The sequence below is a fragment of the Micromonospora sp. NPDC049004 genome (assembly GCF_040649315.1).
Classification (GTDB): domain Bacteria; phylum Actinomycetota; class Actinomycetes; order Mycobacteriales; family Micromonosporaceae; genus Micromonospora.
In genome coordinates, this window is sequence record NZ_JBEZFG010000004.1 from 341,904 (window position 1) to 367,140 (window position 25,237).

The 25,237-nt window shown below is 70.5% G+C and carries 24 protein-coding genes; 11 read left to right on the forward strand and 13 right to left on the reverse strand.

Annotated features, from left to right (window positions below):
- Nucleotides 1-8: 8 nt before the first annotated feature.
- Nucleotides 9-446: a VOC family protein gene (locus AB0B97_RS14915; protein ID WP_357493884.1), complete on the reverse strand. Its 438-nt coding sequence runs from the start codon at nt 444-446 to the stop codon at nt 9-11.
- A 281-nt stretch (nt 447-727) separates the two neighbouring features.
- On the opposite strand from AB0B97_RS14915, the gene AB0B97_RS14920 reads away from it, so the two are divergent.
- The 3 genes from AB0B97_RS14920 to AB0B97_RS14930 all read left to right on the forward strand — a co-directional run bounded on the left by AB0B97_RS14920 (nt 728) and on the right by AB0B97_RS14930 (nt 5,522).
- Entirely contained in the window at nt 728-1,840 is a 1,113-nt protein-coding gene (locus tag AB0B97_RS14920; RefSeq protein WP_357493886.1) for a ricin-type beta-trefoil lectin domain protein, read from the forward strand.
- On the forward strand, nt 1,837-3,105 hold the full coding sequence (locus tag AB0B97_RS14925; protein WP_357493888.1) for a cellulose binding domain-containing protein: 1,269 nt from the start codon (nt 1,837-1,839) through the stop codon (nt 3,103-3,105). The genes AB0B97_RS14920 and AB0B97_RS14925 overlap by 4 nt, the downstream gene beginning before the upstream one ends.
- Before the next feature lie 299 nt (nt 3,106-3,404).
- Complete coding sequence (locus AB0B97_RS14930; protein ID WP_357493890.1) at nt 3,405-5,522, forward strand: MMPL family transporter; 2,118 nt, start codon at nt 3,405-3,407, stop codon at nt 5,520-5,522.
- 75 nt (nt 5,523-5,597) lie between these two features.
- Here the strand turns inward: AB0B97_RS14930 and AB0B97_RS14935 are convergent, their stop codons facing one another.
- The 3 genes from AB0B97_RS14935 to AB0B97_RS14945 all read right to left on the reverse strand — a co-directional run bounded on the left by AB0B97_RS14935 (nt 5,598) and on the right by AB0B97_RS14945 (nt 8,493).
- On the reverse strand, nt 5,598-6,116 hold the full coding sequence (locus AB0B97_RS14935) for a flavoprotein (protein ID WP_357493892.1): 519 nt from the start codon (nt 6,114-6,116) through the stop codon (nt 5,598-5,600).
- A gap of 191 nt (nt 6,117-6,307) precedes the next feature.
- Nucleotides 6,308-7,183 carry a cellulose binding domain-containing protein gene (locus AB0B97_RS14940; RefSeq protein WP_357493894.1) on the reverse strand — a complete coding sequence of 292 codons (876 nt, stop codon included), beginning with the start codon at nt 7,181-7,183 and terminating at the stop codon, nt 6,308-6,310.
- Between the two features lie 119 nt (nt 7,184-7,302).
- Complete coding sequence (locus tag AB0B97_RS14945) at nt 7,303-8,493, reverse strand: hypothetical protein (RefSeq protein WP_357493896.1); 1,191 nt, start codon at nt 8,491-8,493, stop codon at nt 7,303-7,305.
- A gap of 66 nt (nt 8,494-8,559) precedes the next feature.
- On the opposite strand from AB0B97_RS14945, the gene AB0B97_RS14950 reads away from it, so the two are divergent.
- The 3 genes from AB0B97_RS14950 (at nt 8,560) to AB0B97_RS14960 (ending at nt 10,827) form a co-directional block, all read left to right on the forward strand.
- Nucleotides 8,560-9,531, forward strand: a complete 972-nt coding sequence (locus AB0B97_RS14950; RefSeq protein WP_357493898.1) for an S-4TM family putative pore-forming effector — start codon at nt 8,560-8,562, stop codon at nt 9,529-9,531.
- Nucleotides 9,532-9,555: 24 nt separating this feature from the next.
- Complete coding sequence (locus AB0B97_RS14955; RefSeq protein WP_357493900.1) at nt 9,556-9,723, forward strand: hypothetical protein; 168 nt, start codon at nt 9,556-9,558, stop codon at nt 9,721-9,723.
- Nucleotides 9,724-10,116: 393 nt separating this feature from the next.
- The gene (locus tag AB0B97_RS14960) at nt 10,117-10,827 is read left to right on the forward strand and encodes a hypothetical protein (protein WP_357493902.1); all 711 of its coding nucleotides are present in this window, start codon (nt 10,117-10,119) and stop codon (nt 10,825-10,827) included.
- Here AB0B97_RS14960 and AB0B97_RS14965 read toward each other — a convergent pair.
- Both AB0B97_RS14965 and AB0B97_RS14970 read right to left on the reverse strand, forming a co-directional pair.
- Nucleotides 10,732-11,100, reverse strand: a complete 369-nt coding sequence (locus tag AB0B97_RS14965) for a DUF4180 domain-containing protein (RefSeq protein WP_357493904.1) — start codon at nt 11,098-11,100, stop codon at nt 10,732-10,734. The two genes, AB0B97_RS14960 and AB0B97_RS14965, sit on opposite strands and share 96 nt — an antisense overlap.
- Nucleotides 11,093-11,542, reverse strand: coding sequence for a helix-turn-helix domain-containing protein (locus tag AB0B97_RS14970; RefSeq protein ID WP_357493906.1), 450 nt, complete (start codon nt 11,540-11,542; stop codon nt 11,093-11,095). Before AB0B97_RS14970 ends, AB0B97_RS14965 begins: the two co-directional genes overlap by 8 nt.
- A 114-nt stretch (nt 11,543-11,656) precedes the next feature.
- Here AB0B97_RS14970 and AB0B97_RS14975 point away from each other — a divergent pair, with 114 nt between their 5' ends.
- On the forward strand, nt 11,657-15,124 hold the full coding sequence (locus AB0B97_RS14975) for an AAA family ATPase (RefSeq protein ID WP_357493908.1): 3,468 nt from the start codon (nt 11,657-11,659) through the stop codon (nt 15,122-15,124).
- 107 nt (nt 15,125-15,231) lie between these two features.
- On the opposite strand, the gene AB0B97_RS14980 is transcribed toward AB0B97_RS14975, so the two are convergent.
- Nucleotides 15,232-16,086, reverse strand: a complete 855-nt coding sequence (locus tag AB0B97_RS14980) for an ABC transporter permease (protein WP_357493910.1) — start codon at nt 16,084-16,086, stop codon at nt 15,232-15,234.
- The gene (locus AB0B97_RS14985) at nt 16,083-17,096 is read right to left on the reverse strand and encodes an ATP-binding cassette domain-containing protein (RefSeq protein ID WP_357493912.1); all 1,014 of its coding nucleotides are present in this window, start codon (nt 17,094-17,096) and stop codon (nt 16,083-16,085) included. The genes AB0B97_RS14980 and AB0B97_RS14985 overlap by 4 nt, the downstream gene beginning before the upstream one ends.
- Nucleotides 17,097-17,271: 175 nt before the next feature.
- Between AB0B97_RS14985 and AB0B97_RS14990 the strand changes: the two genes are divergently transcribed.
- Nucleotides 17,272-17,787, forward strand: a complete 516-nt coding sequence (locus AB0B97_RS14990) for a GNAT family N-acetyltransferase (RefSeq protein WP_357493914.1) — start codon at nt 17,272-17,274, stop codon at nt 17,785-17,787.
- 24 nt (nt 17,788-17,811) lie between these two features.
- Here AB0B97_RS14990 and AB0B97_RS14995 read toward each other — a convergent pair whose 3' ends face one another.
- Together AB0B97_RS14995 and AB0B97_RS15000 are read right to left on the reverse strand one after the other, a co-directional pair.
- Complete coding sequence (locus AB0B97_RS14995; RefSeq protein WP_357493916.1) at nt 17,812-18,798, reverse strand: aldo/keto reductase; 987 nt, start codon at nt 18,796-18,798, stop codon at nt 17,812-17,814.
- Nucleotides 18,799-18,882: 84 nt separating this feature from the next.
- Nucleotides 18,883-19,635, reverse strand: coding sequence for an SDR family oxidoreductase (locus AB0B97_RS15000; protein ID WP_357493918.1), 753 nt, complete (start codon nt 19,633-19,635; stop codon nt 18,883-18,885).
- A 102-nt stretch (nt 19,636-19,737) separates the two neighbouring features.
- Between AB0B97_RS15000 and AB0B97_RS15005 the strand changes: the two genes are divergently transcribed.
- Nucleotides 19,738-20,580 carry a helix-turn-helix transcriptional regulator gene (locus AB0B97_RS15005; protein ID WP_357493920.1) on the forward strand — a complete coding sequence of 281 codons (843 nt, stop codon included), beginning with the start codon at nt 19,738-19,740 and terminating at the stop codon, nt 20,578-20,580.
- Between the two features lie 66 nt (nt 20,581-20,646).
- On the opposite strand, the gene AB0B97_RS15010 is transcribed toward AB0B97_RS15005, so the two are convergent.
- Both AB0B97_RS15010 and AB0B97_RS15015 read right to left on the reverse strand, forming a co-directional pair.
- The gene (locus tag AB0B97_RS15010; protein WP_357493922.1) at nt 20,647-21,498 is read right to left on the reverse strand and encodes an aldo/keto reductase; all 852 of its coding nucleotides are present in this window, start codon (nt 21,496-21,498) and stop codon (nt 20,647-20,649) included.
- A gap of 97 nt (nt 21,499-21,595) precedes the next feature.
- On the reverse strand, nt 21,596-22,555 hold the full coding sequence (locus tag AB0B97_RS15015) for a LysR family transcriptional regulator (RefSeq protein WP_357493924.1): 960 nt from the start codon (nt 22,553-22,555) through the stop codon (nt 21,596-21,598).
- A 51-nt stretch (nt 22,556-22,606) separates the two neighbouring features.
- Here AB0B97_RS15015 and AB0B97_RS15020 point away from each other — a divergent pair, with 51 nt between their 5' ends.
- A complete protein-coding gene (locus tag AB0B97_RS15020; protein WP_357493926.1) occupies nt 22,607-23,521 on the forward strand; it encodes a serine hydrolase in 915 nt (304 codons plus the stop codon).
- A 153-nt stretch (nt 23,522-23,674) separates the two neighbouring features.
- On the forward strand, nt 23,675-24,652 hold the full coding sequence (locus AB0B97_RS15025; protein ID WP_357493928.1) for an MBL fold metallo-hydrolase: 978 nt from the start codon (nt 23,675-23,677) through the stop codon (nt 24,650-24,652).
- A gap of 32 nt (nt 24,653-24,684) precedes the next feature.
- Here AB0B97_RS15025 and AB0B97_RS15030 read toward each other — a convergent pair whose 3' ends face one another.
- On the reverse strand, nt 24,685-25,224 hold the full coding sequence (locus AB0B97_RS15030) for a DUF1697 domain-containing protein (protein WP_357493930.1): 540 nt from the start codon (nt 25,222-25,224) through the stop codon (nt 24,685-24,687).
- Between the last annotated feature and the right edge of the window lie 13 nt (nt 25,225-25,237).

Sequence of the window (25,237 nt, forward strand, 5' to 3'; positions counted from 1 at the left end):
GGGGCGGGTCAGGCCGTGGTGCCGAAGTCGGGGAGGGTGAGCGAGCCGTCCGGGCCGAGCGTGAAGCCGGGGTTCCAGGCGATCTCCCAGACGTGACCGTCCGGGTCGGCGAAGTAGCCGGCGTAGCCGCCGTAGAACGTCTCGCGCGCCGGCTGGGTCACCTCGGCGCCGGCCTCGCCGGCGGTGGCCATCACCTCGTCCACCTCGGCCCGCGAGCGGACGTTCTGGGCCAGGGTCATTCCGCCGAAGCCACCGGTGTCCGGGTTGGGGACGTCCGCGTCGGCGGCCAGCTTGTCGCGACTCCACAGGACGAGGGCCAGGCCGCCGGCCTGAAAGAAGACAGTCCCCTCGACCTCCTGGCCGCGCCAGCCGAGGTGCTCGTAGAAGGCCTTGGCGCGTGGCAGGTCCGAGACGCCGAGGGTGATCAGGCTGATCCGCTGCTCCATCTTCGTAACCTAACGCGCGATCGCCCGGCAGCCGACGTTGCCCGTAGACCAGAGCAATCCAATGTATCTACAATCGTCGCTGTTAACGCTCACACTCGTCCCAGTGCTGAGGCAGTGACGCCGTGCCGATGTGACGATCGGCGCGCGCCGGGTGAACGCCCGGCAGCCGGCGGCTGCTCGGTCCGGCCGGCCCCGATCCCAGACGGTTGCCGGCCGCCCGTGGCGGCCCTACCGGTCGGCCCATGCCCTCGGCCAGCTCGACCAATCCAGGGGAGAAAGCTATGCGAACGAGGGCACGATGGCTCGCGACGCTCGCCGCGCTCGGTGTGGTGGTCGCTTCAGTGGTGACACCCACCGGACCGGCCAACGCGGAATCCAACGGTGGAGTGCGGGTGATGCCGCTCGGCGACTCCATCACCGAGGGCACCCAGGTGCCCGGCGGGTACCGCATCGGGCTCTGGCAGCGTCTCGCCGCGGGGCGGTACACGGTGGACTTCGTCGGATCGCAGTTCAACGGGCCGGCCAGCCTGGGCGACCACGACCACCAGGGGCACCCCGGCTGGCGCATCGACCAGATCGACGCCAACATCGTCGGCTGGCTGAACACCCAGCGACCGCAGACCGTCCTGCTGCACATCGGCACCAACGACATCCTGCAGAACTACAACGTGAGCACCGCGCCGAACCGGCTCTCCACCCTGATCGACAAGATCACCAGCACCGTGCCCACCGCCGAGGTGTTCGTGGCGCAGATCATCCCGATCTCGAACAGCGGCCAGAACGCGGCCGCCCGTACCTTCAACGCGGCGATCCCCGGCATCGTCCAGAGCAAGGTCAGCGCCGGTAAGCGGGTGCACCTGGTCGACATGTACAACGCGCTCAGCACCTCTGACCTGATCGACGGCGTCCACCCCACCGCCAGCGGCTACGACAAGATGGCCGCCCGCTGGTACAGCGCGTTGCAGTCGGTGCCCGGAAGCATCGGCAACCCGAGCAGCGGCGGCGGACAGACCACCACGATCGTCGGCACCCGGTCGGGCCGGTGCGTCGACGTCCCCGGCTCCTCCACCGCCAACAGCACCCAGCTGCAGTTGTGGGACTGCCACGGCGGCACCAACCAGCAGTGGACCTACACGTCCAACAAGGCGCTGACCGTCTACGGCAACAAGTGCCTCGACGCCGCCGGCAACGGCACCTCCCCGGGCACCCAGGTCACCATCTACGACTGCCACGGCGGGACGAACCAGCAGTGGAACGTCAACACGAACGGCACCATCACCGGCGTGCAGTCCGGCCTCTGCCTCGACCCGTACAACCAGGGCACCGCCAACGGCACGAAGCTCGTCCTCTGGACCTGCACCGGCCAGGCCAACCAGCAGTGGAGCCGTCGATGAAGCAGCCAACACGATGGCTGACGGCCACGCTCGCGCTGGTCCTCGGCCTGGCGATGACGACAGCGACACGGGACGCGGCCGCCGCGGACAGCCCGTACCAGCGGGGGCCGGATCCGACCCTGGCCAGCGTCGCCGCCACCCGGGGCCCGTTCGCCACGACCCAGGCGACGGTGCCCGCCGGCAACGGCTTCAACGGTGGGTACGTCTACTACCCGACCGACACCAGCCAGGGCACCTGGGGTGCGGTAGCGATAGTCCCCGGCTATTCCGCCCTGTTCGCCAACGAGGAAGCCTGGATGGGCCCCTGGCTGGCGTCCTTCGGCTTCGTGGTGATCGGCATCGAAACCAACAGCCGCACCGACGGCGCCGACGCCCGCGCCACCCAGCTGCTCGCGGCGCTGGACTACCTCACCCGCACCAGCCCGATCCGCAACCGGGTCGACCCCAACCGGCTGAGCGTCATGGGCCACTCGGCGGGCGGAGCGGGAACCCTCCTCGCCGCCCTCCGGCGGCCGACCCTGAAGGCGGCGGTCGGCCTCGCACCCGGTACGCCCGGCAACAACCTGAACATGTCCACCACCCAGGTCCCCACCATGCTTTTGTCGGGACAGAACGACGGCACTGTCACGCCCTCCTACGTGCAGGGCATCTACAACACCCTGCCCGCCGGTGTGGAACATGCCTGGGCGGAGCTGGCCGGCAACGACCACCTCTCGTTCACCAGGTCGAACCCCACCGAGATGCGACTTCTGATCCCCTGGCTCAAGACGTTCCTGGACAACGACACCCGCTACACGCAGTTCCTCTGCCCACTGGCCGACAGCACCGGCGTCTCGCGGTACAACGCCACCTGCCCCCTGGTGCCGCCGGACGGGCCGACGTCACCACCCACGACCACCCCGCCCACGACGACCCCGCCCACGTCCACGCCACCCACCACCAGTGCGCCGACCACGCCGCCGCCCTCCGGCGCCGCCTGCACCGCGACGTACCGCACGGTCAACTCGTGGTCCGGTGGCTTCCAGGGTGAGGTGACCGTGACGGCGGGCACCGCCGCCGTCAACGGCTGGACCGTCACGTGGAACCTCAGCAACGGCCAGAGCATCAGCCAGGTCTGGAACGGCACGCTGAGCACCAGCGGTTCGACCGCGACCGTCCGCAACGTCTCCTACAACGGGTCGCTCGCTCCCGGTGGCACGACGACCTTCGGCTTCCTCGGCTCCGGTACGCCAGCAAACGCGTCACCGACCTGCGCCAGCCCGTGAGCAGTCGTAGGACATAACCGCGGGTCGTACGGCTCCGATCGGAGCCGCCTGTGGATCGCCGCGCCCTCGGCGGCAAGCGTCGAGGTGCGCGGCGAGGCTCGCCGACCTAGCTGAAACTCCCGCGGTCCTTGAAGGCCATGCATCCGAAAAGGAGTGGCGGGCGACGGTAATCTGCACAGCGGGTAGTGAAGACCACCCACAAGAGTGATGGGGTGTCCGCCCTGGGCGCTCCAGGCCCAGACGACGGTGGTGTCGAACGTACGGGGGAAACCATGTTCGAGCGGCTGGGCAGATTCGTTGTGGGCAGAGCGTGGTGGGTGATTGCCGGCTGGGTGCTGGCGGCGGCCGCCATCATCCTCACCACACCCTCGCTGAGCGACATCACCTCAGCGGATCAGGAGAGCTTCCTGCCCCGCTCGTACGAGTCCGTACAGGCCACCGAGCTCGGGCAGAAGGCGTTTCCGCAGCAGGCAACCGCGACCGCCGTCATCGTGGTCAAGCGCGCCGACGGTCAGAAACTCACGCCGGCGGATGAGGCGAAGGTGGGCCAGCTCGCCCAGGAGCTCAAGGCCAGGAACATCCCGCACACGTCCGGCTACCTGACCGGTCCGCCAGCTGTGGCACCGGACAAGTCGGTGCAGATCATCAACGTCGGGCTGGACGCCCCCACCCCCGACGACCCGACGCTGCTCGACGCCGTCCGCGATCTGCGGGCGGACATCGGCCCCGAGCTGGCGAACAGTGGACTGTCCGCGGGCGTGGCCGGCGACGTGGCGAGCTTCGTCGACAACGAGGACACCTTCAACAACGCCTTCGCCGTGGTCGGCATCGCGACGATCATCCTGATCATCGGACTGATCCTGATCATCTTCCGGAGTCCCATCGCCGCACTGCTGCCCGTGGTGGTCGTCGGCGTCGTCCTGAGCATCACGACCGGTCTCGTCGCCGCCGCCGGCAAGGCATTCGATCTCAGTGTCAGCCAGGACCTGCAGACGATCCTGCTGATCGTGCTGTTCGGCATCGGTACCGACTACATCCTGTTTCTGCTCTTCCGCTACCGGGAGCGACTGCGGGCCGGCGACGACAAGCGCACCGCGATGATCGTCACCGTCCAGCGGGTGGGCGAGGTCATCACCTCGGCCGCCGGAGCGGTAATCGTCGCGTTCCTCGTGCTGCTCCTCGCCTCCCTGGGCTTCTTCGGCTCGCTCGGCCCGGCGCTCGCCATCGCGGTCGGCGTCATGCTTGTCACCTCGCTCACCCTCGTCCCCGCAGTCGTCTCCCTGCTCGGCCGGTACGTCTTCTGGCCGTCGAAGGCGTGGCAGCGTACGCCCAAGGCCACCCTGTCCCACCGGCTCGGCACCACAGTCGGGCGCCGGCCGGCACTCGTCGCGGCGATCTCCGGCGTCATCCTGGTCGCGCTCGCCGCAGGCGTGCTGAGCTACAAGGCCGACTACGACTTCAGCGCCGGCTTCCCACAGGACACCGAGTCGGCGAAGGCCGCCCAGGACCTCCAGCGCGGGTTCGCCGCCGGTGCGCTCGCCCCGACCGAGGTCTACCTGACCACCACCAACCGGTCGCCGCTGACCGAGCAACAGGTCAACGACTTTGCTGCAGCCGTAGCGAAAGCCCCGGGTGTGGGTCAGGCGCAGCCCCCGGAGCGCAGTACCGACCCGAGTGTGGCTCGGGTCAACCTGCTGCTCAACGAGAACCCGGTCTCCAACGAGGCGATCACCCTCGTCCGCGAGGACCTGCGCGGCGCCGTGCACGCGTCGGCGCCGCCTGGCACCCGGGCGCTGGTCGGCGGGACCACCGCGATCTTCGCGGACATCAACTCGGCGAACAACCGCGACCTGTCGGTGATCCTGCCGGTAGCGGCCGGCCTGATCGCGCTCATCCTCGCGCTGCTGCTGCGCAGCCTGGTCGCGCCGATCTACCTCGTGATTGCGGTGCTGCTCAACTTCGCCGCCACGCTGGGCGCCACCGTCTACCTCTTCCAAGGGCTGCAAGGCGAGCCCGGTGTCACCTTCCAGTTGCCGATCATCCTCTACCTCTTCGTCGTGGCCATCGGGACCGACTACAACATCCTGATGATCGCCCGACTACGCGAGGAAGCGCGGGAAGGCAGCGAGCCACATGAGGCAGCCGCCATCGGCGTGCAGCACGCCGGCCCGACGGTCGCGGCAGCAGGACTGATCCTGGCCGGGACGTTCGCGGTGCTGCTGCTCGCGCCGATCTCGTTCCTGCAGCAGATGGGCTTCGCGGTGGCGATCGGCATCGTACTGTCGGCGTTCGTCATGTCGATGTTCTTCGTTCCCGCGCTGACCGCGCTGATCGGGCACAAAGCGTGGTGGCCGGGCCACGGCGACGAGCGGCCGACCAGCGGGCGACACGCCCGTGCCGTCGACCAGCCGGGCTAGTGGCACTGCGACGGCAGGATTCGAGTCGAATTCGACACGACTATCCCCGACCCACCGCCTGGCGCCGGACAGGGTTCAAGAAGGGCGAATCGAGCGTATTGCCTCGACGACTGCGCTCCACGGAGTCGATCCCTGCCTCGGGCTGAGCACTCTACCGTCGGCGATGACAACACCCGCTGCGCGCAGCACCCGCACATGGCCCGCATGCGCCGGGTGACGGGCCAGCTCCGCCTTCACGTGTGGAAAGGCGAGGATCGGTAGGCCCGCGCCCAGCGATTCGTTGAGCACGCCGAGCGCCAGGGTGTCATTGATGCCCAGCGCCCACTTCGTCACCGTGTTGAACGTGACCGGCGCGGCCACCACCACGTCGGCCGGCGGGTGCGGCTCCGGGTCGCCGGGCATGCGCCACTCGACGCGTACGAGATAGCCGGTCTTTTCTTGCAACGCCGCCCGATCGAGCCACGGTGCCGCGGTGGGACTGACGATCATGCACACCTGCCACCCGTCGGCGATCAGCAGGTCGACCAACTCGTCGATGTGCTCAGCGGGACCGGCGGCGCACACCACCAGATACAGCACCGGGCGTTCCGTCATGACCGCAGTCTGCCCGAGCCGGACGACGTTCGATCGGCGGGAGACGACCCCGGTCCTCGCGGCACGCGTCCGTCAACGTGTGCGGTCCGCCCGCGATGCTGGCCGGTGTCCGGTCGCGTCTGCGGTCCCTCGGCTTCCCCGCCGCCCGCATTCACACGCCGGTCACCTTCACCCGCTGACCCGCGCCTGCGTCAGAACGTGTCGCCGAACTCGCGGACCCCGTCGACGTCCAGCGTGATCCGGTCGTTCTCGGTCCACTGCCCTGCGGGGGCGAGCCAGCTCGGGTCGTCGCGCTCATCGATGTCGCTCCAGCTGTGCCGGTGGTGGCGTAGCTGGATCGGCCCGGTCGACGCGCCCGGGGCGAGCGTTCCGCCGGTGAAGGTCAGCTCGATCCAGCCGGGGATCGTGGTGCCCGGGATCGGATATCCGGGCGGCGTCGGCGTGCCCGGCATGGTCGGCGGGACGAAGAACTGCACGGTCTGCCGGACGGTGTCGCAGCCCAGCGCGGCCCAGTCGCAGTTGGTCACCAGCGAGGTGTTGCCGCCCTCGAAGCGCAGGTGGTAGCGGACCCGGACGGTGCTCAGTTCGAGCGGCCCGCCGCCGGTGTTGGTGACCTGGAGGACGTACTGGATCTGGTTGTTCGTCGGTGACCAGTCCAGGTTGCGGTAGCTGACCGTGGCCCGGCCGGCGGCGGTGCGGACGGTCGTCGTGGGGGAGCTGTCGGAATAGCCGCCGGGCGCGCGGGCGGCGACCGCGATCCGGTACGCCGTGCCGGGCGCCAGGTCGGTGAGCGTGAGGGTGGTGGCGGTGGTGGTGCCGAGGAGGCGGTACGTGTAGGGGCCCAGCGGCACCTGCACCTCGTAGCTGATCGGACCGTCGCCGGTCGGCTCACCCGCCCAGGCGGCCGGCGCCCAGGTCAGGGTGAGCCGGTGTGGCTCGTTGGCCAGCACCGTCGGGCTGCCGGGGGTGCTCAGCGCCGGGGTGTCGTCGGCGCGGGCGGAGGCGACGGTGAGCAGGCTCGCCAGCACGGCGAGGGCGACGACGGCGGTGACGCGGCGGGCACGCATGGCCGAATCGTAACTGTGATTAACGAAGGTCTATCAGATTTTCCCACCTGGCGGCGTCAGCGCCCGGCGAGCTGACTGCCTCGGGTCTTTCGCACTTGGCGCTGCTTCAGGACTTGTGTCTATTTAGAATACGGCTGAGCCTCGGTGTAGGCATCTGCGGCTCTGGCGCCTAAATTCAGATACCAATGATGGCCTGACCGGCCAACGTTGCTGTACGAAGTGTAAAGCAGTGACTGGGATAGCAGCGAGAGCAGGTATTGCTTATGAAAAATCTGACGATGGAATGGGTCTAAGCAGCCAACAGCTGCGGCGCGTATCGCTTGAACCGTAAGAGTGGAGGTCGACTCATCTGCTGCTGAAGTCACCGTCGGGCTTTCTTTCAGCAGTGCATGGGTGAGGGCTTTGCTTTGCGAATCGGGCATTCCATCTCGAACCGCCGACAGGACGGAAGAGAGGAGGAGGGCGGCCAGATCTCGTGACAGGGGGGCAGACGGATTGTATCCGGAGAGATCGATAAGGCGGATATCGTGAGCCGTGACCTTCGGATCCATTGTCGGAGGTACAAGAATGTTGTCTAGGTGCAGGTCTCCGTGGCTGTGCCCTGATATGTACTCGACTGACCTGGCGCGGAGGTGGGATCTGCCGGCCAGACGCTGAAGCAGCCCCGATGGCAGCATGCCTACTTGAATCACCGGGTCGGCCGCGTCGCTTTGGGTGTACGAGGGGCCGGTTTGACCGATCCGCGTCCCGGCGGCATCATCTTCTTGCGGTGTGCAGCCCAATTCGAGGCGGATGAAGCTCCTGGCGGAGGTGGTTATCCGTCTGAGACTCCCAGGATTGTTCCATTCTCGGAAAACTAGTCGGATGGTTGCCGTGGCCGCTTCCCGCTGGAGAGTAGTCGGCAATTCTCCCAATGTCCTGGCGTCCAGAAAAGCCTTGGGCGATTCCAGGAACATGATGGTGCGTCCGTCCTTCATGGCAACCGGAGGAAAGAGTTGCATGAAGAGATGCTGACCTGCGAACGCTGGTGCGTTTAGCCAGGCTCGTTCATGATTCTCTGGCTCGTTCGCTGGGCTTCCCTGGGCGCAGACCTTCATCAACGTGTCAGTCGGCTTGGCGGCCCTCCGGCTGGAGGTGATCTGGAGCCGCACCAGCAGTGCTCCACTGCCGCCACGTCGGCGCCAAGGCACTCCGGGAACGTCTACGGCAAGCGATTGATCTTGTGCCCACGCTTCGAGAGCCCGCAGCACCTCTGAGTCGCCAACATGTCGGTCCAGGTCAGCGGCGTATTGACCGAGTTTCTGGTTCATCGGCACCGATGTTACTTAGGTCTTCGGGCAATCCTCAATCCTGCAGTCGCTCGGTATAGTGCCCGCATGCCTCCGCCTGAGCCCCTGTTCGTCAAAGCTCAGATCACGCCTTCGGCGCTGACGACGCTGAAGGCCATGTCGGTTTCACACGCGCGAGTTCGCGTTCTAGCGAGTGTTCGGCTCGCGTTGTCGGCGGTTATTGCCGTAGCTGGTGCGGTGGTCACCGTGACAGCACTTCCCGCAGCATGGATAACCGTGCTCGGTGCTGTGTGGGCGGGTGTGTATTCGATTGGTCTCGCATCATGGGTCGAGATGGAGTTAAATCGCGCTGCCAAGCTCCAGGAGATGTTCGAAGCGGAGCTGTTCGGGTTGGGTTGGAACACGGTCCTTGCGGGCCCCGTGGTTCGCTCGGAAGATGTCAGTCGGCTGAGCGGCAAGTTTGCGAGACGGAAAATCTCCGATGACTGGGATCACGTGCCGAACCTTCCGCGTCCCTTCAACGTCCTCGCTCGTCAGATCCAGAATCTCGGATGGGGTTCGAGGATTCGACGGCGGTACGCGAACGTGATTCAGGGAGTCTTGTTGGTGTGGACCCTCGCTGGCGCGGTAGTGGGATTTATCGGCGATTTTACTGTAGGTGAAATCGTGCTGCGATGGTACATTCCATCGCTGGGTGGGCTATTGCTGGGGATAGATGTTGTTCGTCAGCAACGAGCGATCGCGAAAGATCGCGAACGTGCGTGTGTATTTGCGGAGGAGGAGGTCCTGAAGGCTGCGACGAAGGCCGCTGGAGCGCTGCCGGACGCCGACTTGATATTGCTGTCGCGGCAGGTGCAAGATGTGCTCTTCAGGACACGTTGCCAGGCCCCGCGAGCGCCTAGTGGAATCTTCTACCGTGCCTTCTATGGCAATGACGAGATCGACTTCCGGGCTCCGGTTCAGCGGCTGGCGATGGCGCTCGCCCCTCCGGGCGGCACTGATGGCGTAACAGGTGATCCTGGCCTGATGTCCCCGCTCCCTGAGAGACGGAATCCATAACTCAGGTGAAGTCGAGTCCGAGTCGTGTACGCGTTTGAGCACCGCTTCTTTCACACTCGGCAAAGGCAGGCCCGCGTACCCGGCTGGTTCTTCCGACGGTTCCATGCCGCCGACCGGGTCGGCTTCCAGGCCGCGATGGTGAGCCTCGCCGAGTTGCTGGGCGCTCGCCCGCCGGCGGCTCGCACCGGCTGACGTCGCCTTCCGGGAGGCTATGGGACTCGGCTCACGAACCGCCTTGGCGCTGGATCCGTCCGTCGCCGGAGACCTTGGCCCGGCCCTGGTCGCGTTCGGTGCCGGCGGGGCCGGTCGCTGTACGGCGGTGCCGTTGGTCTGGCGAATGCTCAACTGTCGAACCCTGGCGGCCCGGAGCGCCGCTGCCCGGATGGCGCCGACCTCGCGCCGACTCGCCACCACTGTCGTGTTTGTTCTGCTTGTGGCTACCCATGCGGCACGCGTACCCGGTCGCCGGGCGGCTAGTCGTGAGCCCGCTCCCGGTTGATACCGCGATATGGCGTCAGCGGTCCGCAGGTGGGCGTCCCCGTCCGTAGCGTCCGACGGCAGGCGCAGGATCGAAAGGGGGCGGCCATGCAGGTGACCGGAGATGTGATGGTGTCGGATGAGGTCCCGGTGGCGGTTCGCGTCGACCGCTGGCGGCGTGGGCTGCCGCCGGATGCCTGGCCCGACAGCCTCCCGTCGACCGGCGTGATCTGGCGGCGGGACGCGTTTGCGGTCGCCGAGGCGTACCGGGCCGGGTCGGCGAGCGCGCGGCAACTGCTGGCCGCCGTGCTGGCCTGGGCCTACGGGCCGATCGGCTACGGGCCGTGGCGTGCCGCCAGGTCGCTCGCCGCCGACCCGCAGGGCACGCGCCTGGCGTACGCGCTCGAGGGCGTGTCGGGGCCGACGCCCGACGACGTTGCGCTGGGTAGGGCGTACCGGCGCTTGCGTGACCCCGACCAGGCTCGGCTGCCGTGGTTGGGGCCGGGCCTGGTCACCAAGGTTCTCTACTTCGTCGGCTACCGGCGTGGCGTCGGCGGGGTGCAGCCGTTGGTTCTCGACCGCGTCGTGGCCAGCCGTCTTCCCGCGAAAGCCGGTGTCCACCGGCCAAACGGCTGGTCGGCCGAGGAGTGGCTGGCCTATCTGCGCTGGGCGGCCGAGCAGGCCAACAGCCACGGTGTGGAAGCGGACGCGGTGGAGATGGCACTACGCCGTGGCGCGGAGGCGCTCGTCGAGGGCGTCGAGGTCGGGGACGAACCAGATGTGCCCGGCCTGGTTCGACTCGTGCACCAGTGCCCGTAGCGCCGAGCTGCCGTCCAGGTGCGTCGAGATGTCACCGACGATGGCCAGGCGCAGTCGGTAGTTGACGAACTTCTGCATTACGTCGCCGGCGAAGCGGGTGCCCAGCGAGAAGAAGCGTTCGTCGAGTCGGTTGGCGGGCACGGCGACCACCTGCGCGCCGGCGAAGGCCGCGCCGATCAGGTCCAGCGCGTCCTGTTCGGTGGCGACGATCGGGCCGGCCGGGTCGCAGACCAGCACCGGCACTCCGGCGCGTTCCTGGATCTCGTCAGGCATCGTGGACCTCCCGGTCGAGTAGGCCGTTGTCGGCGTTGAGGACGGCGTCGAGCAGGTGCAGCACCTCGGCGGTGCCTGCGGGGTCACCGAGGATGATGATCTTCAGGCGGCGACGGTCATCGTCGTGCACGGTCTGCACCCGCAGCGGCCGGGCCGGGTCGTGTCCGGTGTTGACGCTGGCCAGCACGAGCGTGCCGAGCCGGTCGGCGGCGGCCCGGTCGACACCGTCGATCTGCACGATGCTCGACACCTCCGCCTGGCCGGCCACGTTGGGGGCGGGCGGCCGTCCGGTGAGCGCGTCGAGATCGCTGGCGGCGATCCGGTACTGCTTGCCGATCCGCACTGCGCGCAGCCGGCCGGAGCGGATGTAGCCGCGCACCGTCCGCACGTGCAGGCCGAGCCGGTCGGCAACCTGTTCCACCGAGTACATTTCTTCCGTCATCGCCCCCTATCCTAATTCCATAGGGAAGTATAGGGATTCATGGGATAGCAGTTGCCTGTCGGCAGTCACAGCGAGACGCTCAGCGTCGGTGGGGTCCAGTACCGTCTGGGAACCATGGACGCGCGGGTCGGCGACGCCATCATCGGGCGGGATCACCCCGCGGGTCTGCTGCGCGCCGAGTTGGATCGGGCCGCCACGAGCCACGGCGGTTTCGTCCTGGTCACCGGCGAGCCGGGCATCGGCAAGACCACCCTCGTCACGTCGGTGGCGCGGGAGGCCCGCCAGCGTGGCGCGCTCGTGCTCGGCGCGGCCTGCTGGGATTCCGACAGCGCCCCCGGCTACTGGCCCTGGGTGCAGGTCCTGCGCGCCCTGCGCCGCTCCGCCGACGACTGGGCGCTCGCCCGACCGGACGCCGAGCCGGCCCTCGCCGCCCTGCTCGGCGAGACCGGCGGTGACGTGCCCGGCCTCGCCGCCACCTGGACCGCTCCGCCCGGCGGCAGCCACGTCGCCGAGCAGGAGGCGTTCGCCCTGTACGACGCGGTGACCGCCGCGCTGGTCGCGGTCTCGGCGCACCGGCCGGTGGTGGTCGTCCTCGACGACCTGCACTGGGCCGACCCGGCCTCGCTCCGGCTGCTGGCGTTCGCCGCGCAGCACACCTGGTTCGAGCGGCTGTTGCTGATCGGCACGTACCGCGACGCGGAGGTCGAGGCGGGCGAGCACCCGCTGCGTCCGCTGCTGATGCCGCTGGTCGCCAAGGCCACCACGATCACCCTCACCGGCCTCGCCCGCGACGAGGTGGCCGCGTTGATGGCGCGTACCGCCGGGCGGGAGCCCGACGCCGACCTGGCCGGCGAGGTGCATCGGCGTACCGGCGGCAACCCGTTCTTCGTCGAACAGACCGCCCGGTTGTGGCATGCCGACGGCACGACCGGCACCATCGCGCCGGGCGTACGGGAGGCGGTGCGCCAGCGGCTCGACCAGTTGCCCGCGACGGTGGTCGAGGCGTTGACCGTTGCCGCCGTGCTCGGCCGTGAGTTCCACCGGGAGGTCCTAGCGGCCAGCGCGGCGGCGCCGGCGGCCCAGGTCGACCGGCTGCTCGACCAGGCGGTGACCGCCCGGCTGGTGGTGGCCCGCAGCGGTGGCCGGTTCGCCTTCGCCCACGACCTGGTCCGGGAGACCCTCTACGACGGGCTCACCGCCGACGACCGGCAGGCCCGCCATGCCGCGGTGGTCCGTGCGGTGGACCCGCCGACGGCCCTGACCGACCGGCTGATCCCGGCCGACCTGGCTCGACACGCCTACCTGGCCGGCCCGTCGCTCGACCGGGCCCGGGTCGTCGAGCTGCTGGTCGCCGCCGGGCGGGACGCGTTCGCCCGGCTCGCGGCCGACGAGGCCGGGGTGCACTTCCGCCGGGCGTTGGAGATCGTCGAGGACCCGGCGCAGCGGGTCCGGCTGCTCGTCGACTTCGGTGAGGTGCAATATCACCACGCCGGTCGGGACGAGGCCGTACGCCTGCTCGCCGAGGCCGCGACGCTGGCCCGCACCCTCGACGACCCGCTGCTGCTGGCCCGCGTCGCGCTCACCGTGCACCGGTCGCGCCAGGTCGACACCATCCGCTCGGTAGACACCGCGAACCTGGTGCGCGAGGCGTACCAGCGGTTGATCGGCGAGCCGTCGGCCACCGCGTCGGTGGCCACGCTGGTGGCCGATCTGATCACCGCTACGGAGACCATCGCGCGTTCCGGCCGTGACGACGAGGCGCTCACCTTCAGCCTGTGGGCGCGTCACGACACCACCTGGGGTCTGGGCACCGCGGCGGCGCGAGCCGCGCTCACCGCCGAGATCAGGGAGGTGGCCCGTCGCTCGGGCGACCGGGAGACCGAGCTGTGGGCTACCTCGCTGCGCTGGGTGGCGTTGCTGGAGCTGGGCGACCCCGGGTTTGTCGAGGAGTTCACCGCCTTCGTCACCGTGGGTCAGCAGGGCGACCTGGCCCGTCCCCGCATGGCGGCTGCGGTCGACGGCGGGATCATCGCGGCGTTCCGGGGCGACTTCGCCGAGGCCGACGAGCGGTTCACCGTCATCACCGACCTGTCCGACCCAGGGCACGCCGAGTTCGCCTTCATGGGTCATCACCTGCGCTGGGCCCGGCTGCTGTTGCAGGGGCGGTTCGACGAGATCGACGCGTTGCTGCACGAATGGGCGCCGACCGACTACCCCTACCGGGAGCTGCTGTCCGCGATCACGGCGGCCGAGCGCGGCGACGACGAGACGGCGGTGCGGCTGACCGCCGTCATCGAGGCCGCCGACATCCACTACCCGCGCCCGGTGTCACCGCTGTGGCTGCGCCTGCGGGCGCAGGCCGCCGCCGCGTCCCGCGATCCGCAACGCTGCCGCGACGCGCGTGCCGCGCTGGCCCCGCACCGAGGGCAGTGGGCGGTCGGGCTCTTCGGCTGCGACATCAGTGGGCCCGTCGACCACTGGCTCGCCGTGGTCGACGCCGCCGAGGAACGCTGGGACGACGCCATCGCCGGATTCACCGCGGCCCGCGAGGCCGCCGACCGGATGGGCTCCCGCCCCTGGTCGCTCATCGCTCGCGCCGGGCTGGTGAACGCCCTGGCCGGCCGCGACCACCCGGGCGACGCCGCGACGCGTGCCGAGCTGCGCGCCACCACCGCACGGGAGGCCACCGCCCTCGGCATGCGACAGGTGCTCCTGCGGCTCGCCGTCCCGGGAACGGCCGACGCCGAGCCGGACCAGGTCGCCGACCGGGGCGACGACGCCGGGCCAAACCACGTCGGCCGTCCGGGCCGCAGCACCGAGCCGGGTCGCACCGCCGAGCCGGGTCGCACCGCCGAGCCGGGCCGGACCACCGAGCCGGGCCGGACCACCGGGCCGGGTCGCACCGCCGGGCCGGACCGCGTCGCCGGCCGGGGCGACGACGCGGGGCCGGACCGGGTCGGCCTTCCGGGCCGCACCTTCGAGGTGGGCCAGGTCGTCGGGCGGCGTGAGGTGACGCTGCCCGACTCGACGACCGAGGGGTACGCCTTTCGACGCGACGGTCCGGTCTGGCGGCTCGCGTACGCCGGAGTCGTGGCGCATCTGCCCGACGCCAAGGGCCTGCACGACCTGCAGCTGCTGCTGAGTCGGCCCGGCAGCGACGTGCCGGCGGTGGAGCTGCTCGATCCGGCCGCCGGGCCGGTGTTGGCGGCCGCCCGCCGGATGGGCGGCGATCCGGTCCTCGACGACGAGGCGAAGGCCCGCTACCGGCGGCACCTGACCCGCCTCGACGACGAGATCGACCGCGCCGCCGCACGCGGCGACGAGGCGAAGGTGGTCGCGCTGGACGCCGAGCGCGGCGCGCTGCTCGACGAGCTGCGCGCCGCGGCGGGGCTGGCCGGCCGCAGCCGACGCCTGGGCGACGAGGCCGAACGCGCCCGCAAGACGGTCACCGCGCGGATCCGCGACACGTTACGCAAGCTCGACGACCGTCATCCCGCGCTCGCCAACCACCTGCGCGATTCGGTCACCACCGGCGCCACCTGCCGCTACCTCCCGCAGACCCGCCCACCCTGGCGCCTCTAACCCACCCCACCGCCGCGATCTTGCACTTTCGGTCCCCGAAATAGGGGGTTTCGCCACTCTTGTCGGGGCAGCAAGTGCAAGATCGCGGCGGTAGGGGACGGGAGGGGTCAGCGGCGGTTGTACTTGTACATGGTCAGCGTGCCGAAGACGAGCACGAAGCCGACGCTCCACACCAGCAGCCACATCGTGGCGGACGGGTCCGACTCGCCGGCCATCACCGCGCGCACCGAGGCCACCAGCTGCGTCACCGGGTTGACCTTCACGAACGCCTGGAGCCAGCCGGGCATGGTGCTCGGCTCGACGAAGACGTTGCTGAGGAACGTCAGCGGGAACAGCACCATCATGCTGACCCCCATCACCGACTTCTCGCTGCGCAGGATCAGCCCGAAGAACGTCCACACCCACGAGAACGCGAACGAGAAGATCACCAGCAGCCCGATGCCGCTGGCCACCCCGACGACGCCGCCGGCGGGTCGGAAGCCGAGCGCCAACCCGACGCCGAGGATGACCAGGGCGGCGAGGACGTAGCGCAGCACGTCGCCAAAGATCATGCCGACCAGGGCGGCCGGCCGCCAGACGGGCAGCGTCCGGAAGCGGTCGAAGATGCCCTTCTCGATGTCGGTGTTCAGGCCGACGCCGGTGTACATGGTGATCATCACGACGCTTGTCACCATGATGCCGGGCAGGAAGAACTGCAGGTAGTCACGCGGGCTGTCGGCGAGGGCGCCGCCGAACAGGTACGTGAACATCAGCACCATGATGATCGGGAACGCGGTGACGTCGAAGAGCTGCTCCGGCACGTGCTTGATCTTCAGCAGGGCCCGCCAGCCGAAGGTGAGCGACGCCCCCAGTGCGCTGGGTCGGGCCGGCCGCGCGCCCGGCGCGAGGACTGTCGCCAGCGCCTCGGCGGACGGTACGTAGACCGACGGCGCCCGTTCGGTAGTGGTGGTGGTGTCGCTCATCGGGCTGCCTCCAGCTCGTCGTCGCGCTCGTCGGCCGACACGGCCGGATGATCGGTCAGGGCCAGGAAGACCTCGTCCAGGCTCGGCTGACCGAGGGAGAAGTTGTCGACGACGATGCCGGCGCGGGCCAGGTCACCGAGCGCGCGGGCGGCCTGCGCGCTGGCGTCGAGGTCGCTGCCCGCCTCGCCGACCCGGGCGGTCAACGCGACCGGATCCGCGGCGAGCTGCACGGGCACGTTGAGGGCCTCGCGGAGCACCTTTTCGGCCTGCGGCCGCTGACCGGGGTCGCGCAGTCGCAGGTGGACGGTGCCGGAGCCGACCGACGACTTCAGCTCGCCCGGGGTGCCCTCCGCGATCACCCGGCCGTGGTCGACGACGGCGATCCGCCCGGCGAGCTGGTCGGCCTCGTCGAGGTACTGCGTGGTGAGCAGCACGGTCGTGCCGTGCGACACCACGGCCCGGACGATCTCCCACACCTGGTTGCGGCTGCGCGGGTCGAGACCCGTCGTCGGCTCGTCGAGGAAGAGCAGGTCAGGCGTGTTGAGGATGCTCGCGGCGATGTCGATGCGCCGCCGCATCCCACCCGAGTACTTCTTCACCTGCCGGTCGCTCGCCTCGGTCAGCCCGAACGCGGCGAGCAGCGCCGCCGCGCGCTCGCGGGCGGCCGGCTTGCGCAGACCGAGCAGGCGGGCCAGGAGCACCAGGTTCTCCGTGCCGGTCAGGTCCTCGTCGACGGAGGCGTACTGGCCGGTGAGGCTGACCCGACTGCGGACCTTGTCCGCCTCGGTGACCACGTCGTGCCCGAACACCCGCGCGGTGCCGCCGTCGGGGCGCAGCAGCGTCGCCAACACCCGGACCGCTGTGGTCTTGCCCGCCCCGTTCGGGCCGAGCAGGCCGTAGACGGTGCCGGCGGGCACCCGCAGGTCCATGCCGGCCAGGGCCCGGGTCTCCCCGAAGGAGCGGCTGAGCCCCTCTGCCTCGATGGCCAGGCCGGTTGAGCGTCTGTTCATCATCCCTACCTCTCGTCCGATGGCCGGCGACGTCGTGGTCGGTGAGGTCAACGACGCCGCCCACCACAGGGCGCGAGGTGACGACCGCCCGCCCGCTAGATCGGAACTAGCGGGCGCTGTTTCGGGCCGGAATGTCGGTGGGATCGGCTTGACTGGGGTCGAGGAAGGGAACGGAATGACGCAGGTACGCATCGAGCCGTGGCACGAGGATGATCTCGACCTGCTGCGGCAGCTCAACTCACCTGACACGCGCCGGCACACCGGCGGCCCGGAGACCGACGAGCAGGTGCTCGCCCGCCACGACCGGTACGTGCACTTCGCCGAGGGCGGGCAGGGGTGCATGTTCACAGTGGTACTGCCGGACGGCGCGCGGGCGGGCAGCGTCGGCTACTGGGCCCGCGAGTGGCGCGACCGACAGGTGTACGAGCTGGGCTGGGCGGTGCTGCCCGCGTACCGGGGAATGGGGCTGGCCACCGTCGCGGTGCGCGCGGCTCTCGACGTGGTTCGCGCCCGACGGGACCGGCGCTACGCGCACGCGTACCCGTCCGTCGACAACCCCGCCTCGAACGCGGTCTGCCGCAAGGCGGGCTTCACTCTGCTCGGAGAGACGAATTTCGAGTACCCACCCGGGCACCTGATGCGTGCCAACGACTGGCAGCTCGACCTGACCGCCCCGCCGACCGACGACTGAGGTCGGCGGGGCGGTCGCCGCGGGTCACCAGGTGGTGTCGAGGCGGTGCCGCTGCTCGGCGGTCAACTCCAGCTCCACAGCGGCCAGGCTCTCCTCGAGCTGGGCCACCGAGGAGGCCCCCACCAGCGGAATCGTCGGCAGGTCACCGCCCAGCAACCAGGCGAGCACCACCTGGTTCACCGTCGCGCCGGTCTGCCCGGCCACCTCCCGCAGGGCGGCCAGCCGCCGGGGCGCGCTCGGCAGGTCGTACTCCGCGCCCAGCGGCCTGTCCGCCCGCGTGAACGCCCCCTTGAGCAGCGGCGAGTACGCCACCAGGGTCAGCTGCGGCTCGGCGCGCAGGTAGCTGAGCAGGTCACCGCCGGCGGCGCCCGGGTCGCCGTCCGGGTCCAGCTCACTGGCCAGGTCGGTGCGCCGGGGCAGGTAGCTGTGGTGGTACTGGAGCACCTCGTACCCCGGGAGGCCGGCGGCTGCGGCGAGCGCGCGGGCCCGCTCCACTCGCCAGGCCCGGTGGTTGCTCGCCCCGAGCAGGCCGACAGTGCCCTCGGCGACCAGCTCGGCGAAGCCCTCCACGGTCTCCGCGAGCGGCACCGTGCGGTCCTCGATGTGTGCGTAGAGCAGGTCCAGCCGTTCCACGCCGAGCCGGTCGCGGCTGCGCTCCGCCGACTCGCGGATCACCTTCGCCGACAGGCCCTCGGCGTTGTCCAGGTAGCTGGTGCCGGGTGCCAACGGACGGGCACCCAGCTTGGTGGCGATGACGATCTCGGCGCCGACGCCCCGGCTGCGCCGCCACCGCCCGAGCAGCTCCTCACTCTGGCCGCCCTGCGAGCCGTCGACCCAGAACGCGTAGTTGTCCGAGGTGTCGATGAAGGTGCCGCCCGCCTCGACGTACCGGTCGAGGATCGCGTACGAGGTGGCCTCGTCGGTGGCGCTGCCGAACAGCATGGCCCCGAGGCTGAGCACGCTGACCTCGCGCCGGGTCGCCGGGTCGGTGCCGATCGTGCGGTACCGCATGGGGATCTCCTTTCGTGCGCCCTGCCGGTGGGCGCCCGAGGACCACCCTGGCGGCTGGAGTGCGCTCCAGGTCAAGCGGTCGTCTCACCAGGGGAGTACGCCGTAGCCGCCGCCGGCGTCCATCTGGAAGCCCCACAGCAGCCCGCTCGGGCCGTCGGCCGGCAGCGTCGCCAGGTGCACGCTCACCTCGGCGCCCTGCTCGGGCGTGCGGAAGCCGTTGTTGCCGTTCAGGTCGGTGGCGCAGTAGCCGGGGTTCGCCGCGTTCACCTTGATCGGGGTGTCGCGCAGCTCCTTGGCGTACATGGCGGTGAGCATGTTCAGCGCCGCCTTCGACGACGGGTACGGCACGGAGGTCAACTCGAACAGCGCGCCGTCCGGGTCGGTCATCACCGCGATCGAGCCGACCTCGCTGGAGACGTTGACGATCCGCGCCGCCGGCGACCGGCGCAGCAGCGGCAGCAGCGCGTTGGTCACCGTCACCACCCCGAAGACGTTCGTCTCGTACAGCTGACGCAGTGTCGCCACTGTCGTCTCGCTGGGCAGCCCCCGCGCACCGTCGGCGCGCACGATGCCGGCGTTGTTGACCAGCACGTCCAGCCGGCCGTACTCCGCCTCCACCCGCTTCGCGGCGGCCGTCACCGACTCCGCGTCGGTGACGTCCAGTGGCACGTACACCGCGTCCGCGCCGCCGTCGCGCAGCTTCCGCTCGGCGGCCCGACCCCGCTCGGCGTCGCGCGCGCCCACCAGGACTGTCATCCCGAGGCCGCCGAGCTGTCGTGCGGTGGCGAAGCCGATTCCCTTGTTGGCCCCGGTGATCAGGGCGATCGTGTTCGTCATGCCGTCGAGCCTCACCCCGGCGACGGCCTGGGGACAGGGACGGGCCGAGCCTGGGACCGGCGGTACCACCCTGGCCGACGCCGTCCGGGGCATGCTGGGGGGATGACGAGCAGCGGCCTGCGACGTGACGAACTGGCGGCGTTCCTGCGCACCCGCCGCGCCCGCCTGAGCCCCGCCGAGGTCGGCCTTCCCGACGGGACACGTCGGCGCACCCCCGGGCTGCGTCGACAGGAGGTCGCCCAACTCGCCGGGATGTCGATCGACTACTACATCCGCCTGGAGCAGGGCCGTGGGCCGCACCCGTCCCGGCAGGTGCTCGCCGCGATGGCCCGGGCGCTGCTGCTGAGCCGCGACGAGCGCGAGTATCTGTTCCGGATCGCCGGTGAGCATCCGCCCGCGACAGTGGGCCCGAGCCGGGAGGTGAGCCCCGGGCTGCGGCACCTGCTCGACGCGATGACCGAAGCCCCCGCGTACCTCGTCGACGCCGCCTACCACGTGCTGGCCTGGAACCGTCTGGCCACGCACTTCGTGGGCGATCTCGCGACCGTGCCCGACGCCCGGCGCAACATGATCCGCTGGACGTTCCAGCAGCCGATGACCGACGCCCACTGGGCCGATGCCGACGTACGCCGGTTCGTGCACAGCACGGTGGCGGATCTGCGGGCCGCCTACGGCCGCTATCCGGCGGACCCGGCGATCCGGGAGCTGGTCATCGAACTGCTCGGCACCTCGCCGCACTTCGCTCGCCTGTGGGCCGAGCACGACGTCGAGGAACGTCGTCCCATCGTGAAGCGGGTGGCGCATCCCGAGCTGGGGCCGCTGGAGTTCGAGTGCCGGGTGCTGCTGGTGCCGGAGACCGAGCAGCGGTTGATCGTCTACGTCGCCGAGCCGGACTCGCCGACCCAGGCGGTGTTCCGCAGACTCGCCGAGCGCGTCGGCCCCTGAATCCGCGGGCGAGGTGCTGCCGCTCAGCCAGCGTGCGGACTGAGCGGCAGCACCGTCGATCGAGCGTCAGCGGGGCACGTAGGCGAAGGTGTCCGGGTTCGGGCCCTGCCGCCCGGCCTCGCCCTTGTCCAGGGCGGTGATCCGCTCCATCGCCGTGTCGTCCAGCTCGAAGTCGAAGATGCGGGTGTTCTCCTCGATCCGCTTCGGCGTGGTCGACTTCGGGAAGATGATGTCGCCGCGCTGCACGTGCCACCGCAGCACCACCTGCGCCGGGGTGCGGCCGAGCTGCTCGGCGATGTCGACGACCGTCGGGTCGTCGAGCACCTTGCCCTGCGCGATCGGCGACCACGCCTCGGTGAGGATGTTGTGCTCGCGGCCGTAGGCGCGCACCTCGTCGTTGCCGAAGTAGGGGTGCGCCTCGATCTGGTTGACCGCCGGCACCACGCCCGCCTCGTCGGCCAGTCGCCGCAGGTGCGCCACCTGGAAGTTCGACACGCCGATCGAGCGGGCCCGACCGTCGCGCTGGAACTCCTCCAGCACCTTCCAGGTCGAGACGTAGTCGCCGTCGTACAGCGTCGGCAGCGGCCAGTGGATCAGGAACAGGTCGATGTAGTCCATCTTCAACGCGGCAAGCGTCGAGTCGAACGCCTTGCGGGCGTCGTCCGGGCGGTGGAAGCCGTTGTTCAGCTTGCTGGTCACGTAGACGTCACCCCGGTCGAGGCCGGACACGCGGATCGCCTCGCCGACCTCGGCCTCGTTGCCGTACATCTCGGCGGTGTCGATGTGCCGGTAGCCCGTTTCCAGGGCCGTGGTCACCGCCGCAACGGTGTCCTTCGGCTCGATCTGGAACACCCCGAAGCCGAGCTGCGGGATGGTGGTGCCGTCGTTCAGGCTGATGTCAGGAATCGTGAATGCCACTGCGGCTCCTTCGCGTCTTCGTTATCCGTCATCCATACCCGGGCGGGTGGACGATCCACCGTCCAACGCGAGGTGACGAGCGCAACGTCGGGCCGGTTCACCCGGTCGTGTCGAACAACACCGGCCAGGGTCGCGCCGCCGGCACCGAGGGCGGCGTGGGCGGCGCCGGCTCGGCGACGGCCAGCACCTCGGCGGCGATCTGCCCGACCATCGGGGCCGCCGGATGCGCCGACCGTTGCGGCCAGACCGCCGAGGTGCGTTTCGTCAGCGAGGCGTCGGCGATCGGCCGCCACGCGATCCGGGGTTCCCGGCGTGCCAGCGCCGCCGGCTCCACGGCCACCCCACCGCCGGCCAGCACCAGCCCGAACAGGAACTCCGGATTGCGCGCCGGCCGCACCCGCGCCGGCCGCCACCCGTGCCGCCGGCACACCGCGAGCAGGTGGTCGTGCCAGCCCGGCGCGGTGGCCCGGGGCGCGGCCACCAGGTCGAGGCCGGCGAGCGCCGCGAGCGGCACCTCCCGGCCGCGGGCCAGCGGCGACGTCCGCGGCAGCAGCACCCCCAGTGGTACGTCCACCGGGGCGCCGAAGCGCAGCCCGTCCCCCTCGACCGGATGGTGCACGAGCCCCACGTCCAACCTCCGCTCGGTGAGCATCCGCACCTGCTCGGCGGTGGTCAGCTCGTGCAGCTCCACGTCCAGGCCGGGCGCTCGGCCGGTGAGCTGGTCGAGCAGCGCGCGCAGCGTCACCGCGGGGGTCTCCGGCGGCACCCCGGCCCGCAGGATGCCCAGCTCGCCCGCGCGGACCTGCCCCATGAGGTTGCGCAGCCGGCCCTCGCCGGCGAGGAGTTCCTCCGCCTCGGCGAGCAGCAGACCGCCGGCGGTGGTGAGCCGCACCTGGCGGCGGGAGCGGTCGAACAGCTCGACCTCCAGCTCCCGTTCGAGGCGCTGGATCGACTGGCTCAACGGCGGCTGGGCCATTCCGAGCAGTTCGGCCGCCCGCCCGAAGTGCAGCTCGTGGGCGACCACCACGAAGTGCCGCAGGTGCCGGAGCAGGTCCACGGCCGGACCCTACGCCAGCGGCGGACCACCGCCACTGGATACCGTGCCCGGGTGGATGTGGGGGAGCGGATCGAGGCCATCTTCGCGGGCGTCGGGGTGACGGCCAGCCTGCACGCCGTCGACCTGGACGCGGTGGACGTCGACGCCGTCGACCCGGCCGGAATGGACCGGCAGGTCGGGGTGCGTGCCGACGAGCAGGTGGTGATCGCGTCGATCTTCAAGATCCTGCTGGTGCTGGAGTTCGCCCGGCAGGTCGACGCCGGCCAGCTCGACCCCACCGAACGGGTCCTGGTCACCGCCGCCGACCGGCTCGGCGGGTGGGGGCTGGCCGGCTGCGTCGACGACGCCGAGGTGTCGCTGCGCGACCTCGCGTACTTCGCCATGTCGGTGAGCGACAACACGGCCGCCGACCTGCTGCTGCGCCGGGTCGGCCCGGACCTGCTGCCGATGCTCGCCGCCGAGCTGGGCCTCACCCGCACCCGCGTTCTCGGCGGTCCTCGGGAACTGGTCGAGATGATGCTCGCCGACGTGGGGGCGCGGACCGAGGCGGAGTTCGCGCGGATCTTCCCGACCCTGCCGGCGGAGCGGGTCCAGGCCATGCGGGTCTTCGACCCCGCACACACCACCAGCAGCACCGCCCGGGAGATCACCCGGCTGCTCACCCTGATCTGGCGCGACCAGGCCGGCCCGGCGGCGGCCTGCGCGATGGTCCGCACCTGGATGGCCCGGCAGCTCTTCTGGACCCGGCTGGCCGCCGGCTTCCCGCCCGGCGTCCGGGTCGCCGGCAAGACCGGCACCCTGCCCGGCCTGCACCTGGAGGCCGGTGTCGCCGAATACCCCGACGGCGGCCGGTACGCCATCGCCGTCTTCGCCCGCGCCGACGAGCTGACCCCGCGCCGGATCGACGTGGACCTGGCGATGGGAACTGCCGCCCGGACGGCCGTCGAGGCGCTGCGCGGCGAGTGAGTTTCCGGGCGTCCGAGCGCCGAAGGGGGACCGCTGAGCAGGCACGATATGCGGTGACGTATCGGAGCTGAAGGCGTTCGATCTTGGACCGGGGCGCGGTGGCGCTGGTTGGCTCGTGCTGACCGATCACCCGAGCACGGGGAGTAGATCCGCATGTCCAACCTCGACCGTCGACGCTTCCTGCGCGACGCCGCCGCCACCACCGCCCTGGTCTCGGCCGGCGGTCTCGCCGCCACCTCGGCCACCCCGGCCCAGGCCGCGCCGCCGGCCGCCGCGCCGACGCCCGCCAGAGGCCGCACCGGCGCGGTCAGCTTCCGCTGGTGGGGTACGGCCGGCTGGCGCATCGACATCGCCGACCGGACCGTCCTGGTCGACCCGTTCCTCAGCCGGATCGACACCGGGCTGTTCAACCCCCCGTTCCGGACCGACGCCCCGTTGACCGTGCGCACCGACGTGATCGATCCGCGCGTCGACCGGGCCACGACCATCCTGGTCACGCACACCCACTGGGACCACTTCATGGACGTCCCGTACATCGCCGGGCGTACCGGCGCGCGGGTGTTCGGCACGCTCACCGCGTACCACCTGGGGTTGGCCTACGGGGTGCCGTCGACGAAGCTCAGCGCCGTCAAGGGCGGGGAGGTGCTCGACTTCGGCGACCACAGCATCGAGGTGGTCGGCTCGCTGCACAGCCGCAACGCGTCGTACTCCGTGGCCTTCCCCGGGGTGCGGGTGAGCCAGCCGGCGCAGCCGACGACCATCGCCGACCTCCCGGAGGGCGACACGCTGGGCTACCTGCTGCGGGTCGAACGCGGCCCGTCGGTCTACTTCACCGGAGCCAGCGACGTCGCCGAGCGCAACCTCACCGGCCTGGCGCCGGACGTGGCGATGGTGGCCATGCAGAGCGCCACCACCACCGGCGACTACCTGCCCCGGCTGCTGGCCGGTCTGGACTACCCGAAGGTCGTCGTGCCGGTGCACTGGGACAACTTCGAGACGCCGTTGCAGAATCCGCCGGTCGTCGCGCCGGCCGACCGGGACCGGCTCGACGCCATGATCGCGGCGGTGCGGCGGATCTCGCCGCGCAGCCGGGTGCTGGTCCCCGAGTACGAGACCGCGTACCACTTCTGACCGGTTCCGGGCGGGCGTCCGCGCCCGCCCGGTCAGCCGGCGGCCATCTCCGCCAGGGCGCGCACCGACTTCCAGTTACGGGTGGTCGCCACCACGCCGAGCTTCTTCTCCAGGTAGGCGTTGGTGAACTTCGTCCGGCCGTAACCACCGTCGGGGAAGTGCAGGTAGACCTCCCGGCCGGTCACCGTGAACGACACGTTCTCACCGCCGGGCACGGCGAGCGCGTCCACCACTGCCTTCGCCGGAGGGGTCGCCAGGAACGCCACCAGCAGGAGCTTCGGATCGTCCTCGACCTCGGCGTACGGGTTGCCACCCGCCACCGCCGCCAACTCCCGGCCGCTGCGGACCAGCACCGGCACGGTCAGCCCCAGTTCGTCGGCGAGCGCCCGCTCGATGCCGGCGGCCAACTTCTCCGCGTCGCGCACGGTGCTGCCGAAGGCCACGTTGCCGCTCTGGAGGTACGTCTCGACCGCCTCGTGCCCGAGGTCGGTGACGATCCGGCGCAGGTCGGCCATCGCCAGGCGGGTGGTGCCGACGTTGACTCCGCGCAGCAGCGCGACGTACCGGGTCATGTCTCCTCCTGGG

Excerpts from the sequence above, each read along its gene's own strand:
- AB0B97_RS14915 (WP_357493884.1), bottom strand. The coding sequence starts at position 446 with ATGGAGCAGCGGATCAGCCTGATCACCCTCGGCGTCTCGGACCTGCCA.
- AB0B97_RS14920 (WP_357493886.1), top strand. The coding sequence starts at position 728 with ATGCGAACGAGGGCACGATGGCTCGCGACGCTCGCCGCGCTCGGTGTG.
- AB0B97_RS14925 (WP_357493888.1), top strand. The coding sequence starts at position 1,837 with ATGAAGCAGCCAACACGATGGCTGACGGCCACGCTCGCGCTGGTCCTC.
- AB0B97_RS14935 (WP_357493892.1), bottom strand. The coding sequence starts at position 6,116 with ATGACGGAACGCCCGGTGCTGTATCTGGTGGTGTGCGCCGCCGGTCCC.
- AB0B97_RS14940 (WP_357493894.1), bottom strand. The coding sequence starts at position 7,183 with ATGCGTGCCCGCCGCGTCACCGCCGTCGTCGCCCTCGCCGTGCTGGCG.
- AB0B97_RS14945 (WP_357493896.1), bottom strand. The coding sequence starts at position 8,493 with ATGAACCAGAAACTCGGTCAATACGCCGCTGACCTGGACCGACATGTT.
- AB0B97_RS14950 (WP_357493898.1), top strand. The coding sequence starts at position 8,560 with ATGCCTCCGCCTGAGCCCCTGTTCGTCAAAGCTCAGATCACGCCTTCG.
- AB0B97_RS14960 (WP_357493902.1), top strand. The coding sequence starts at position 10,117 with ATGCAGGTGACCGGAGATGTGATGGTGTCGGATGAGGTCCCGGTGGCG.
- AB0B97_RS14965 (WP_357493904.1), bottom strand. The coding sequence starts at position 11,100 with ATGCCTGACGAGATCCAGGAACGCGCCGGAGTGCCGGTGCTGGTCTGC.
- AB0B97_RS14970 (WP_357493906.1), bottom strand. The coding sequence starts at position 11,542 with ATGACGGAAGAAATGTACTCGGTGGAACAGGTTGCCGACCGGCTCGGC.
- AB0B97_RS14975 (WP_357493908.1), top strand. The coding sequence starts at position 11,657 with ATGGACGCGCGGGTCGGCGACGCCATCATCGGGCGGGATCACCCCGCG.
- AB0B97_RS14980 (WP_357493910.1), bottom strand. The coding sequence starts at position 16,086 with ATGAGCGACACCACCACCACTACCGAACGGGCGCCGTCGGTCTACGTA.
- AB0B97_RS14985 (WP_357493912.1), bottom strand. The coding sequence starts at position 17,096 with ATGAACAGACGCTCAACCGGCCTGGCCATCGAGGCAGAGGGGCTCAGC.
- AB0B97_RS14990 (WP_357493914.1), top strand. The coding sequence starts at position 17,272 with ATGACGCAGGTACGCATCGAGCCGTGGCACGAGGATGATCTCGACCTG.
- AB0B97_RS14995 (WP_357493916.1), bottom strand. The coding sequence starts at position 18,798 with ATGCGGTACCGCACGATCGGCACCGACCCGGCGACCCGGCGCGAGGTC.
- AB0B97_RS15000 (WP_357493918.1), bottom strand. The coding sequence starts at position 19,635 with ATGACGAACACGATCGCCCTGATCACCGGGGCCAACAAGGGAATCGGC.
- AB0B97_RS15005 (WP_357493920.1), top strand. The coding sequence starts at position 19,738 with ATGACGAGCAGCGGCCTGCGACGTGACGAACTGGCGGCGTTCCTGCGC.
- AB0B97_RS15025 (WP_357493928.1), top strand. The coding sequence starts at position 23,675 with ATGTCCAACCTCGACCGTCGACGCTTCCTGCGCGACGCCGCCGCCACC.
- AB0B97_RS15030 (WP_357493930.1), bottom strand. The coding sequence starts at position 25,224 with ATGACCCGGTACGTCGCGCTGCTGCGCGGAGTCAACGTCGGCACCACC.